Genomic DNA, 12,342 nt, shown 5'->3' on the forward strand with positions numbered 1-12,342 from the left:
GTGCAATGCCGGTCCATACTCAAGGCTCGCCCTTCAATAACAACAAGTACCGGGTTGCGAACCAATGACCTATCAGCACAGCTACGCGCATTCCATTACCGATCCCGCCAGCTTCTGGCAAGCCCAGGCCGAGCAGCTCGCCTGGCACCGCAAACCCACCCTCACCCTGCAGGACAACCCGGACGGCACTCACCGCTGGTTTGCTGACGGGCGCCTGAACAGCAGCTACCTGGCCCTGGACCATCAGATCGAGCAAGGCCGCGGTGAGCAGTTGGCGCTGATCTACGACTCGCCTGTGACGGGCGCTGCGCTGACCTTCACCTACCTTCAACTGCGCGACGAGGTCGCGCGCCTTGCCGGTCTGCTGCGCGCGCTCGGCGTGGGCAAGGGTGATGGCGTGATCATCTACATGCCCATGGTGCCGCAGGCAGCCATGGCCATGCTGGCCTGCGCGCGGATCGGCGCGGTGCACTCGGTGGTGTTCGGCGGTTTTGCCGCCAACGAATTGGCCCTGCGTATCGACGATGCGCGTCCGACCCTGCTGCTCACCGCGTCCTGTGGCCTGGAGTTCGACAGGGTGATCGAATACAAGCCGCTGGTCGATCGCGCCCTGCAACTGGCCCGGCACCAGCCTGGGCATGTGCTGGTGCTGCAACGTCCCCAGGCCCGCGCGCAGCTGCAGCCTGGGCGCGACCTGGACTGGCAGGCGGCGGTGGCCGATGCCGAGCCGGTGGCGCCGGTCGAGCTCGACGCAGGCGACCCGCTGTACATCATGTACACCTCCGGCACCACCGGAAAACCCAAGGGCATCGTGCGTGAGAATGGCGGCAATGCGGTCGCGCTGTGCTACGCCATGCGTCACGTCTACGGTATGCAGGCGGGCGATGTGTGGTGGGGGATTTCCGACGTGGGCTGGGTGGTCGGCCATTCGCTGATCGTCTACGGGCCGTTGATGAGCGGCTGCACCACGGTGTTCTACGAAGGCAAGCCGATTCGCACCCCGGATGCCTCGGCGTACTGGCGGGTGGTCGAGCAGTACAAGGTCAATGCACTGTTCTGCGCACCGACCGCCATGCGTGCGATCCGCAAGGAAGATCCGGACGGCGAACTGATCCGCCGTCATGACCTGGGTTCGCTGCGTCAGTTGTTCCTTGCCGGCGAGAAACTCGACTCCAGCACGCACCAGTGGCTGGAGCGGGTCAGTGGCAAACCTGTGCACGATCATTGGTGGCAGACCGAGACCGGCTGGCCGGTTACCGCGCCGTGCGTGGGGCTCGAGGGCAGCGCTGCGCGCCCGGGATCGAGCAATCGCGCGGTGCCGGGCTATCACGTCCAGGTGCTGGACGATGAGGGGCGCCCCTTGGGACCGAACCAGCAGGGCGCCATCGTGATCGCCTTGCCGTTGCCGCCAGGTTGCAGCCAGACGCTCTGGGGCGACCACCCACGCTACCTGCAAGCCTACCTGCACAGCTATCCGGGCTATTACCACACCGGTGACGGCGGATACCTGGACGATGATGGCTTCGTCTACATCATGGGGCGCACCGATGATGTGATCAACGTCTCCGGGCATCGGCTGTCCACCGGCGAGATGGAGGACCTGGTGGCGCAGCATCCCGCGGTGGCCGAGTGCGCGGTGATCGGCGTGCACGACGAGATCAAGGGCCAGGTACCGCTGGCGCTGGTGGTGCTCAAGGACGGGCAGGGCATTGCCGAACAACAGTTGCAGGCCGAACTGGTGGCCAAGGTGCGCGAGCAGATCGGGGCGCTGGCTTGTTTCAATCGAGTGCGTCTGGTCAAGCGCCTGCCCAAGACACGCTCGGGCAAGATCCTGCGTGCGGTGCTGCGCAAGATTGCCGATGGCGTGGACTACGTGGCGCCGTCAACGCTGGATGACCCGGCGGTACTGCCTGAGATAGAGGGTGTGCTGGCGGACCTGCCGCGGGCGGGATAAGGCCGCGGTGTCACCGGCAGGCGCGGCCCATCAGGCCGCAGGCCCCATCTGCTGAAGTTGCCCCAGCCGGCTGCGGGTGCGCATCAGGTCGTTGATCGCCCCGCCCAGGCTTTGCTCCAGGCTGCGCTTGCCCAGCACCAGCAGCGATTTGTCCTGGTCGTACAGCACATCGATCAGGTTGACGAAGCGCTGCTGCGCCGCCAGTGAACAGGTTGACAGATCATCCAGGCCATCGATGATCCAGTGGTCGAAACGTTCGGCCAGGGCCAGGTAGTCGATGACCGCGGTGGGCTGTTCGCACAAGTCGTCGAAGGCGAACATCACCTGTCGTTCATGGCTGTGCAGCGCGCGCAGCGGACGGCGATTCACCTCCAGCGTGAGTGCCTGTGCGGCGGGCACGGCAAGGATCTGGCGCTGCGTGGCATCGGCTGGCCAGACATAGTGGCCCTGGGTGAAGCGCTGTTGCTCGCGGTTGGCCGGCAGGCTGCGAAAATCGGTGTCGCCGCCAACCTCCAGCACCTGCATGCGGCTGTTGATCAGGCGTATCACCGGCAGGAAGCGCTCGTGATACAGCGGGTTGGGCAGCAGCCCTTCCGGGGCGTAGTTGGACGTTACCAGCAAGAACACACCCCGCTCGAACAGTGCACCGAACAAGCGGGTGAGCAGCATTGCATCGCCAATGTCGTGGACGTGGAATTCGTCGAAGCACAGCACCTGGCAATCGCCGAGCAACGCATCCAGGGTGGCCCCCAGCGCATCGTCCAGGGCGCGGTGGCGGTGCATGCCTTCGTGCAGGCGGGCGAAGAAATCATGAAAGTGCAGGCGGCGTTTCGCTGTGGTCGGCACGGCCTGGAAGAACCCGTCGAGCAGCCAGCTCTTGCCTCGGCCGACCGAGCCATGCAGGTACAGGCTGCGTGCCTGGCCCTGTTCGAGGGCGGCCAGTTGCGTGGCCATGGCCTCGATCACCCGGTGTTGGCCTTCGCTCAGGGTATAGCCGCGTTCGTGGGCCTTGCCCTGGAAGTGCGTCAGCAGCGTAGTGTCGATTGGGGGGCAGGTACGCAGGCGCTGGCCGAGGTGGCGCAGGGGGTTTTGAATCCAGGCGGACAAGGCGACGGCTCCGAATGACGAGGGCAGACGCAGCTTGCGCGAGCCTGCGTCGTTTGACCAGTCGAGAATGTGCGCCACAGTGATCGCATGGCGCGATAGGTCGCCGATCAGGCCTTGCGCTCCAGCTGCCGTTCGATCATGAACTTGACGGCCAGGCGCTTTTCCTTGAGGTGGCGCAGGTCTTCGTCCACAAAGTTGCCCGCTGAAATCGACTCGGCAGCCAGCACCTGGTTGTCGAGGTCCACGTAGTCGTCCAGCAGGCGATCCAGTGTCTTGTCCTGCTGACGTCGCTGTTGAACGATTTCGCGTGGGTAGTGCAGGTCCTGATACAGGTCGTGTGAAACTGGCATGGCGCCCTCCTTGTGATGCGCAAGCGGTGGTTACTTGCTTGGAATGGGTAAAGGCGCATGCGTTGAAGCGAGGCGGAAAAAAACCGACAGACGGTTGCCTGTGCCAACCCTTTCAAGGGCGAGTGGCGCCCAAGGCAACGGGTGTGGTTGGATCACCTTAGAGTAGAGGACACTAACTTGCTGTTTTCCGGCAATTTTTTTCAACTCGGGGGTTCCCAGCCGAAAAGAATGTTGGTAAAGTGCGGCCCATTCCAGCACAGCAACACACGTAGCTGTCAGCGAATTCGATACAGGGGCGTCGCCAAGCGGTAAGGCAGCAGGTTTTGATCCTGCCATGCGTTGGTTCGAATCCAGCCGCCCCTGCCATTATTTCCAAGCATTCTCAAGCGTCCAGCCTGCAAGTCAGCCTGGCGATTTTTTGTGTCTGCTCGTCAGGTGGCGCGCGCATGGCGCGCCATCCTGGCTTATTCCGCTCCCCCCAGCAAATCGTTCAGTGCCCGGGTCAGGTCTTCGGCTTGCACGGGCTTCTGCATGACCAGGCTGCCGGGCAACTCCAGCCCTTCCAGTTCGGCGTAGCCAGTGAGAAACACCACGGGCAGGCGAGGGTAGCGCTCGCGTGCAGCATGGGCCAACTGGGCGCCGTTGAACTCGGGCATGGCGAAGTCGGTGAGCAGCAGATCGATGCGTTCGTCGAGCAAGGCCAAGGCCTGCTCGCCACTGTGGGCCTGGCGTACCTGGTAGCCGTGCAGGCGCAGCACATCACCGATCATGTCGCGGACCAGGTGATCGTCATCCACCAGCAGCACCACTCGGTCGTGACCGTTGAGCGATGTACCTTGCGGCACTGCGAGCGTCTGCGGCTCCTCAAGATCGACGTGCTTGACCGCCGGCAGGTAGACGCTGACCTTCGTACCGAGCCCGGGCGCTGTGTCGATGTGTACGCCGCCCCCTGACTGCTTGGCGAAGCCGAACACCTGAGCCAGGCCCAGGCCCGAGCCCTTGCCGATATCCTTGGTGGTGAAGAACGGTTCGAAGACCCTGGCCACCACCTCTTCGCTCATGCCGCAACCGGTGTCGCGGATCGACAGCATCACGTACTCGCCAGGCTCGGGGTCTTCCGGGCGCTGGGCGAGGGCCTCGATGCGTATGTTGCGGGTCGAGAGGGTCAACTGGCCGCCGGTTGGCATGGCGTCGCGGGCGTTGATCGCCAGGTTGAGGATGATCATCTCGGTCTGGGTCGGGTCGGTCAGGGCCTGCCACAGGCTGCTGTCCAGATCCAGGCGCACCGAGATATTGCCGCCCAGGGTGCGCCGCAGCAGTTCCTCGAGGCCGGCCAGGGTGTGGTTGAGGTGCAGCGGCACGGGTTCCAGGCGCTGGCGGCGCGAGAAGGCCAGTAACTGCGAGGTAAGCTTGGCCCCGCGCTCGCCGGCTTCGCGCACATGCTTCAGGCGACTGCGCGCCTTGGCCAGGTCGCCTTTGTCGAGGTCGCGCTCGACGAAGCTGGTGCCGGTGAGGATCACGGTCAACAGGTTATTGAAGTCATGGGCCACGCCCGCAGTGAGTTGGCCCACCGCTTCCAGGCGTTGCATCTGCTGCAGGGCCGCTTCGATGCGCTCGCGCTCGATGATCTGGTCACGCAGTCGGCGGTTGGCCTCGGCCAACCCCAGCGCCGATTCGCGCTCGCTGCTGATGTCACGGGCGACCACGTACAACAGCGTGTCTTCCGGCACCACCACCCAGGACAGCCAGCGCTGCTGCCCGCCGGCATGCTGGATACGGCCGATGAAACGGGCGCTGGTGCGGCCATGGGCGAGGGCGGCCAGCTCTTCGAGAAAGGCCTCCTGCTCGGCTTCGGGCAACAGGTGCAGCAGCGACGTCTGGCTCAGGCGTTCGCGGCTGATGCCCAGTACCGCCTCCCATGCCGGGTTCAGTGCCACTGGCGTCAGGTCCTTGTTCAGCACCGCGAGCAGGTCCTGCGACAGCTCCCAGGCACGGTCGCGCTCGCGGGTGCGGCGCTCGACCCGTTCGCCGAGCATTTCATTGAGCTGCTTGAGCGCCTGGGTGGCCAGGCGTTGCTGGTGGATGTCCTGCAGCACACCGGAAAAACGCACGCAGCGGCCATCGACAAACTGTGCCTGCCCGGTGGACAGCAGCCAGTGCGGTTCCAGGTTGCCGGGAGCGGCGATGCGGAATTCGGCGCGGTAGTGGCCGTCGCTGTCTGGCTGCATCGCCAGTTCCACGGCTTGGCTGACATGGGGCCGATCTTCGGGGTGAATGCCGGCGTAGAACACCTCCAGACTCATCTCCGCGTCGGCTGGCAGACCGAACAGGGCCTTGCAACGGTTGTCCCACAGCAGCAGGTCTTCCTGCGGGCGGTAGTCCCAGGTGCCCATGCCGGCGGCGTCGATGGCAATGCGCGCACGTGCCTCGACATCGGCCAGCGCTTCCTCGGCACGGCGCCGCCGCTGGCGCTCCTGCACCTCGGTCAGGGCTCGGCGCACGGCCTTGGGCAGCAGCGGCAGGTTTTTCTTCAGTACATAGTCGGTGGCGCCCAGGCGGATCATCTCCACCGCGTGCTCTTCACCGTAGATGCCGGACAGGAAGATGAAGGGCACGTCCGGTGCCAGGCGCTGGGCGATGGCCAGCACATCGGTGCCGGAGGAACCGGGCAGGACGCAGTCGCAGAGAATCAGGTCGTAGCTGCCCTCAAGCAGCGCGTGCTCCACCCCGGCATGGTCGAACACCAGGTCCGACTGGACCTGAAAACCACTGCGCTCCAGGCGCAACAGGCTCAGCTCGGCATCCATCGAACTGTCTTCGACCATCAGCAGTTTCAGCGAAGTGGCTTGCATCGTCGGCGCCTTCAGTTGCTGCCACGCCGGTTCAGGCGCAGCGAGCCGGGCGGTGGTTCGTTGAGCACGGCCCAGAACACCCCGAGCTCGGAAATGGCGGCGACGAACTCCTTGAACTCCACCGGCTTGACCACGTACGCGTTGACACCCAGCTCATAGGCGCGCAGCAAGTCGGGTTCTTCACGCGAGGAGGTCAGCATGACGGTGGGAATGCTGCGCAGTTCTGGCGTGGCGCGCACCTCCTTGAGCACTTCCAGGCCGTCGACTTTTGGCAATTTGAGGTCGAGCAGCAGCACCGCCGGATTGCCGTCGTCGCGTGTCGCGTAGGCGTTACGCCGCAGCAGGTAGTCGAGGGCATCGGCGCCATCGCGCAGGACAATGACTTCGTTGGCCAACTGGCTGCGTTCCAGGGCCAGGAGCGTCAGCTCCAGGTCCCGGGGGTTGTCTTCGACCAGCAGGATCGGTTTGAGCATGATGAGTACGGTTACCTCAGGTGTTAACGGATGACAGGCAGGGCGAAATGGAAGGTGGCACCCTTGTCGACCTCCCCCTCGGCCCAGACTTCACCATCGTGCCGCTCAATGATGCGGCGCACGCTGGCAAGTCCGATGCCGGTGCCTTCGAAGTCTTCCATGCGGTGCAGACGCTGGAAGACGCCGAACAGCTTGCTGGCGTAGGTCATGTCGAAGCCCACGCCGTTGTCGCGCACGAAGATCTCGATTCGGTCTGCGTGCTCGTGTGCACCGATCTCGATGCGTGCAGGCTCGCGCCCGCGGGTGTATTTGATCGCGTTGGCGATCAGGTTCTGCAGCACCAGATTGATGAAGGCAGGATCGGCGATCACCTTGGGCAAGCGCGCGATCTCCCAGACAATCTCGCGGCCGCTGTAATCCGGGGCGAATTCCAGGCGGATGTTGTCGACCAGCGCATTGAGGTCGACATCCGAAAGACGCAGGGCCGAGCGGCCCATCTGCGAGAAATTGAGCAGGTTGTCCACCAGTGTGCCGGCGAAATGCGCGGCCTCGCCGATGTGCTTGAGGAAACGCTGGCCGCGTTCGGACAGACCTTCGCCCTCGACTTCGCTGAGCAGTTCGGAGTAGCCGGCAATGTGCCGCAGTGGGGCGCGCAGATCGTGGGAGACGCTGTAGGAGAAGGCCTCGAGCTCTTTGTTCGAGCGCTGCAGTTCACCGCTCAGTTGCGCCAGTTCCTCGGCCTTGCGCAGCACGATGCCCAGCACAGCGGTGCGCAGTTCAGCCACGCCATCGATGACCAACGGGTCCCAGGCGGCGCAGAAGCCGCTGACCTCTTCCTGCCAGCTGTCGAAGCTGTGCCGTGGGCTGAGGTTGCCTTGGGCGCTGACCTCCTTGAGCGGTTGGCCGGCCCAGTTGACCGTGCGCACCTGCTCGGGGCGGAACCACAGCAAATAGTGCGAATGGATCTGGGAGATGGCCACCGCCAGCACGCCGCCAGCGTGTTCGGCCAGGGCGGGCAGCTCGGGGATGTCGCGGCCCAGGTTGTCGCTGCTGAACACGCCATCGTCACCGCGTCTGGACAGCCATTGCACCAGTTCATTGACCAGCGCTTCGGGCGGCGCGTGGCCGATCAGGTCGCAACGTTCGGCGCTGATGATTGCGGCACCGCTGGCGCCGACGAAATCCAGCAGCACATCGGGCAGGCTGAGCAGCCCGTCGCTGACGCTGTCGTAGTCGGCCATGGCCGAAAGCATGTGCACGATACGTTGGCGCAAGTCGAGCAGGATGCGGGTCGCGCTGTGTGCCTCGTGGGCCTCGATCTGCAGCGACAGTACGCTGCCCAGCAGTTCGCAGGCGGCGCGGGTGCGGAAATCCAGGGCGCGCGGCTGTTGGTGGTGGCAGGACACCAGCCCCCAGAGCTTGCCATCGACCATGATCGATACCGACATCGACGCCAGCGTGCCCATGTTGCGCATGTACTGCAGGTGCACGGGCGAGACGCTGCGCAGGGCCGCGAAGCTCATGTCCAGAGGCTTGCCGGTGCGAGGGTTGTGGCTGGGAATCAAGGGCGAGGCCTGGTAGTTGGCATCTTCGATCAGGCGGATACGGTTGATCTTGTACAGTTCGCGAGCCTGGCGCGGAATGTCCGAGGCCGGGAAGCACAGGCCCAGGTAGCTCGGATAGCCGGGATCGGCCTCTTCGGCCAGCACTTGGCCGTTGCCCTCGGCATCGAAGCGGTAGGCCTTGACCCGACCGAAACCGGTGATGCGCTTGATCTGCACCACCGACTGCTGGAGCAGTTCCTCGATGCTCGTGGCCTGGTGCAGGCTGCTGACGAAGGCGCGCACCAGCGGATAGTAGTCGTCGTGCTCACCCAGGGCGGCGGCCGGGCGACAGGGCTCGAACTCGGCAATCAGTACCTGGTCGTGGCGGTGGGCCAGCAGGCGCAGATTATCGGTACAGGGCGCACCTTCACGCAGTTTCACGTCGCCGATGTGGAAGGGAAAGATTTCGTCTTCGGGCAGGCGCGCGAACTTGCGACGGGCATCGAAACCCTGATCCATCAGCTCGGGCAGGGTGCAGCCGATCAGCGCTGGGGTGGGGATGCCAAGCCAGCGCTGGGCGTTCTCGCTGGCCTGCAGGATACGCAGGTCCTGTTCGTCGAGTACCAGCAGAAAGCCGTGGGGCCGGATGCTGCCTGGAACCTGGATCGGCTCCTGGGCGCAGCGTTCCACGGCTTGATCGAAGGCGTTCTGGGCGGTGGTCAAGAAAAACTCTCCCGTCGTGGCCACAAGCGGTGGCCATAGGCGTCTGGCACAGGTCGTGCACTGTGCAAGGTATCAGAAAGTCAGCGTTTTCGCCGGGGTTATGGCCATTTGAGGGCTATTGCTCGGGGAGGTTCTACGTGAGGTTGAAATTTGTATAAGTTCCCCACCTCAAGCCCTGGGGCGAGGCTTGGCCGAGGGCTGAGGAGTTGAGAAATTTCCCACGCGCTAGCAGGATCCAATCCTACTGCTACGCTCAAAACAGCACAGGGAACACTGGAAGGGATGTTCGGTGACGGAGCGCTTGCTGGCCTCGCTGTTGGGCCTGTTGTTGAGTGGTAGTGCCGTAGCGGCGGATTTTCTCGTCGAAGTGCGGGTCCAGGTGCAGCGAGGCTGCATGCTGGTGAACCAACCGCGCGACGCGGGTGCGCAGGCCCTGGGTCAAATCGACCTGGGCAGCGCCGCGCGCCTGGACGGCCCTGATGCGCCACTGAGCGGCGAACTGCTTGCCCAACGCCCGCCACGCCTGGAATGCAATCCCGATACGCCGTATCAGGTCAGGGTCGATGGCGGCCAGCATGGCGGGGTGGGCGAGGTGCGTTATCTGGGCGGCAATGATCGGCAACTGCGCCCAATCCCTTATCGTCTCTATCGCGACGCTGCCTGGCGTGAGCCGCTGGCCGTAGACGTCGCACAATCGGCGCGGGTGCCGGACAGCGGCTCGGTGGAACTCCCGCTGTATGCCCGCATCGACCGTCTGGCCTGGGTACCGAAAGCCGGTCTGTATACCGACCTGCTCAAAGTCACGGTCACCTGGTAGGGAGCGGATCCACATGCACAAGGACGCGCCGACATGAACCGTACCTCATTGCTGCTGCTGACCCTCGGGCCCCTGTTGCTGCCCGGCACCTCGGCGCATGGCAGCACCACCGGGTTCATCCAGGCACGGCTGGTGATCAGCAGCGCCTGCCAGATCAGCAGCGACCAGCAACCGGCCACCCTTGGCAATCCCGGACTGATGGACTTCGGCGCTCAGGGGCCGACCTGGGACGGGCCGTTGCGCACCCGTGTCGACGAGGCGGGCGGGCAGGGCAGTCTGCAGATCAGTTGCACGCCTCAGGTGCGTGCGTTCAGCGTACGCATCGACGAAGGCCTCAATGGCGGTGGCGGCGTACGCCAACTGAGCAATGGCCGTGAGCTGATCCCTTATCAACTGGCCGTCGACCCTGGTGGCAACAGCCGCTATGGCATCGGCCAGGCCCGTACTTTCACCATCCAAGGCACCGAGCAGGTGCCCGTCCCGATCTACGGTGTGGTGGTCGCGCAGCCGCGCGCGCTGCCGGCCGGGCTGTACCGCGACACCCTTCGAGTAACCCTGGACTGGTAACACGCAAGGAGATTCCCATGGCAAGCACATCGATCCGCTGCATCCTCACCGCCCTGGGTCTTGCCCTGGCGGCCCAGGCCCAGGCGGCCACCGTGACCGGGACGATCAACTCGACCCTGACGTTGATCTCGGCCTGCCAGGTCAATGGCAGCGCCGGCACCTCCGGGCTCAATTTCGGTAGCCTGAACTTCGGCACCCAGGATGCTCTGTTCACCACTGCCAATGGCCAGGTGCTCGGTGGCGGTGGCGGGGCCATGAGCATTCTCTGCTCGGCTGGCACCGTGCCGGCGATTCGTGTGCGGGCCGGTGCCCACGACGGAGCATCCAGCGGCGGGACGCGCGCGTTGGCCGATGGCGCTGGCAACTTCGTGCCGTACGACTTCTACACCGATACCGGTCGTACGCAACTGCTGGCCATCGACGGCACCATCACCCTGCCGACCAGCACGGGTGTCGCCCAGACCGTCAACCTGTACGGTCAGGCGCGCGGCAAGGCGGGCCTGCCGGCCGGGGTGTACACCGACACGGTCGCGGTCGAGCTGACCTTCTGACCCATGCGCGGTTGGCCCCACGCACTGCTGGCGGGCCTGTGGCTGGTGTGGACGTCGCCCTCGACGGCAGCGACCACCAGTACCTTCCAGGTCAGCGCGCAGATCACTGCAGGCTGCCTGGTGGTCGGCGGCGTGAGCGCCTACGGCGTACTCGATTTCGGCACCCAGTCGGCGCTGTCCACTGCCACCCTGAGCACCGCTCTGGGCGGCACCACGGTGACCTTTCAATGTACGCCGGGCGTGACTCTTGGCATGAGCCTCGATGGCGGGCAGAACAGTGCCAGCGGCACGCGCAATCTCAAGCGCAGTGGCGGCACGCAGTTGGTGGCCTACCAGCTGTTTCGCGATGCGGCGTTGAGCCAGGCCCTGACCATCGGTACCAGCGTGCCGGTGAGCTATAGCGATCCGACGGCGATCAAGTTGCCGGTGTATGGCCGCATCCAGTTGCCCGGCAATGTGCCGGCGGGGACCTACACCGATGTAGTGCAAGTGACAGTGACCTGGTGACGGTGATCCGCACGTTCAGGCACGGCTATCGACAAGACAGAGGAGAGCGGCATGGGGGCAGGGGCGAACACGGCGCGGAACATCATCATCGGGGCATTGCTGCTGGCCAGCCTGCCGGTGGCAGCAGCGACGTCGGTGCTGATCTGGCCGATCGATCCGGTGCTCGAGGCCGACCAGAAGGCCGGCGCGCTATGGCTGGAGAACCGCGGTAGCGCGCCGGCCAGCCTGCAAGTGCGGGTGTTCGCCTGGCGTCAGGGCGATTATCAGGAGCAGTTCCAGGCGCAGCGCGAGATCATCGGCAGCCCCCCTGTGGCCAATATTCCGCCAGGTCAGAAGCAACTGATCCGGCTGACCCGCACGGGTACCTCGCCGGTGGGCCAGGAGCAAGCCTACCGGATCATCATCGACGAGATCCCCTCGCCAACTCCGCCCGATAGCAATACCGAAGGGCCGAAGGCAGCCATTCGCCTGCAGATGCGCTATTCGGTCCCGCTCTTCGTGTATGGCGAAGGCCTGTGGGGCAAGCCCGACCCCGAGGGCAAGCGTAGCGCCGAAGGTGTCGGCAAGCCTCAATTGAGCTGGCGTGCAGTGACGGTACAGGGCAAGCCGTATGTCGAGCTGCGCAACACCGGGCCGGTGCATGCGCGCCTCACCGATGTGGTGCTGCAGCAAGGAGGCCAGCAGAAACCGCTGGTCGAGGGTTTGCTGGGTTATGTGCTGCCGGGGGCCAGCATGCGCTGGCCGGCACCGGCCGCACTGGGCGCAAGCAGCGTGCTGAAGGGACGGGTCAATGGCCAGGAGGTGGCTCAGGCCATCAGCCAAGGGCAGTGACCTGCAAACGCGGGTAGTGGAGGGGCCAGGGAGGACCCGCCGATGGTTGGAAACCGTGTGTGAGTG

The 12,342-nt window shown here is 64.7% G+C and carries 11 protein-coding genes and 1 tRNA gene; 7 read left to right on the forward strand and 5 right to left on the reverse strand.

The genetic code is table 11. The features are described 5' to 3' along the window. The first annotated feature begins 64 nt into the window (after positions 1-64). Positions 65-1,954 carry a propionyl-CoA synthetase gene (locus AB688_RS11575; protein ID WP_063544165.1) on the forward strand — a complete coding sequence of 630 codons (1,890 nt, stop codon included), beginning with the start codon at positions 65-67 and terminating at the stop codon, positions 1,952-1,954. A gap of 30 nt (positions 1,955-1,984) precedes the next feature. Here AB688_RS11575 and zapE read toward each other — a convergent pair whose 3' ends face one another. Both zapE and AB688_RS11585 read right to left on the reverse strand, forming a co-directional pair. Continuing rightward, positions 1,985-3,061: a cell division protein ZapE gene (gene zapE / locus AB688_RS11580; protein WP_063546697.1), complete on the reverse strand. Its 1,077-nt coding sequence runs from the start codon at positions 3,059-3,061 to the stop codon at positions 1,985-1,987. Positions 3,062-3,168: 107 nt separating this feature from the next. Then, positions 3,169-3,411 carry a hypothetical protein gene (locus AB688_RS11585; protein ID WP_063544167.1) on the reverse strand — a complete coding sequence of 81 codons (243 nt, stop codon included), beginning with the start codon at positions 3,409-3,411 and terminating at the stop codon, positions 3,169-3,171. Between the two features lie 291 nt (positions 3,412-3,702). Between AB688_RS11585 and AB688_RS11590 the strand changes: the two genes are divergently transcribed. Beyond that, positions 3,703-3,777 (forward strand) — tRNA-Gln (locus AB688_RS11590). 98 nt (positions 3,778-3,875) lie between these two features. On the opposite strand, the gene AB688_RS11595 is transcribed toward AB688_RS11590, so the two are convergent. Genes AB688_RS11595 through AB688_RS11605 form a run of 3 tightly spaced genes read right to left on the reverse strand, consistent with a single transcriptional unit; the run spans position 3,876 to position 9,003 of the window. Beyond that, a complete protein-coding gene (locus AB688_RS11595; RefSeq protein WP_063544169.1) occupies positions 3,876-6,263 on the reverse strand; it encodes a response regulator in 2,388 nt (795 codons plus the stop codon). Positions 6,264-6,274: 11 nt separating this feature from the next. Next, positions 6,275-6,736 carry a response regulator gene (locus tag AB688_RS11600; RefSeq protein ID WP_054894727.1) on the reverse strand — a complete coding sequence of 154 codons (462 nt, stop codon included), beginning with the start codon at positions 6,734-6,736 and terminating at the stop codon, positions 6,275-6,277. Positions 6,737-6,759: 23 nt separating this feature from the next. Beyond that, positions 6,760-9,003: an ATP-binding protein gene (locus AB688_RS11605; RefSeq protein WP_063544171.1), complete on the reverse strand. Its 2,244-nt coding sequence runs from the start codon at positions 9,001-9,003 to the stop codon at positions 6,760-6,762. A gap of 289 nt (positions 9,004-9,292) precedes the next feature. On the opposite strand from AB688_RS11605, the gene AB688_RS11610 reads away from it, so the two are divergent. The 5 genes from AB688_RS11610 to AB688_RS11630 are packed head-to-tail and all read left to right on the forward strand — an operon-like array spanning position 9,293 to position 12,276. Beyond that, entirely contained in the window at positions 9,293-9,820 is a 528-nt protein-coding gene (locus tag AB688_RS11610) for a spore coat U domain-containing protein (RefSeq protein ID WP_063544173.1), read from the forward strand. 33 nt (positions 9,821-9,853) lie between these two features. Then, positions 9,854-10,387 (forward strand): spore coat U domain-containing protein, encoded by a 534-nt coding sequence (locus AB688_RS11615; RefSeq protein WP_063544175.1) that lies wholly within the window; start codon positions 9,854-9,856, stop codon positions 10,385-10,387. Between the two features lie 17 nt (positions 10,388-10,404). Beyond that, positions 10,405-10,938, forward strand: a complete 534-nt coding sequence (locus AB688_RS11620) for a spore coat U domain-containing protein (protein ID WP_054894731.1) — start codon at positions 10,405-10,407, stop codon at positions 10,936-10,938. A gap of 3 nt (positions 10,939-10,941) precedes the next feature. Then, the gene (locus AB688_RS11625) at positions 10,942-11,445 is read left to right on the forward strand and encodes a spore coat U domain-containing protein (protein WP_063544177.1); all 504 of its coding nucleotides are present in this window, start codon (positions 10,942-10,944) and stop codon (positions 11,443-11,445) included. 51 nt (positions 11,446-11,496) lie between these two features. Then, on the forward strand, positions 11,497-12,276 hold the full coding sequence (locus tag AB688_RS11630) for a molecular chaperone (RefSeq protein ID WP_054894733.1): 780 nt from the start codon (positions 11,497-11,499) through the stop codon (positions 12,274-12,276). Positions 12,277-12,342: the final 66 nt, after the last annotated feature.

Origin of the sequence: Pseudomonas putida (assembly GCF_001636055.1) — a bacterium.
GTDB lineage: Bacteria > Pseudomonadota > Gammaproteobacteria > Pseudomonadales > Pseudomonadaceae > Aquipseudomonas > Aquipseudomonas machongensis.

Excerpts from the sequence above, each read along its gene's own strand:
- AB688_RS11575 (WP_063544165.1), top strand. The coding sequence starts at position 65 with ATGACCTATCAGCACAGCTACGCGCATTCCATTACCGATCCCGCCAGC.
- AB688_RS11585 (WP_063544167.1), bottom strand. The coding sequence starts at position 3,411 with ATGCCAGTTTCACACGACCTGTATCAGGACCTGCACTACCCACGCGAA.
- AB688_RS11595 (WP_063544169.1), bottom strand. The coding sequence starts at position 6,263 with ATGCAAGCCACTTCGCTGAAACTGCTGATGGTCGAAGACAGTTCGATG.
- AB688_RS11600 (WP_054894727.1), bottom strand. The coding sequence starts at position 6,736 with ATGCTCAAACCGATCCTGCTGGTCGAAGACAACCCCCGGGACCTGGAG.
- AB688_RS11615 (WP_063544175.1), top strand. The coding sequence starts at position 9,854 with ATGAACCGTACCTCATTGCTGCTGCTGACCCTCGGGCCCCTGTTGCTG.
- AB688_RS11620 (WP_054894731.1), top strand. The coding sequence starts at position 10,405 with ATGGCAAGCACATCGATCCGCTGCATCCTCACCGCCCTGGGTCTTGCC.
- AB688_RS11625 (WP_063544177.1), top strand. The coding sequence starts at position 10,942 with ATGCGCGGTTGGCCCCACGCACTGCTGGCGGGCCTGTGGCTGGTGTGG.
- AB688_RS11630 (WP_054894733.1), top strand. The coding sequence starts at position 11,497 with ATGGGGGCAGGGGCGAACACGGCGCGGAACATCATCATCGGGGCATTG.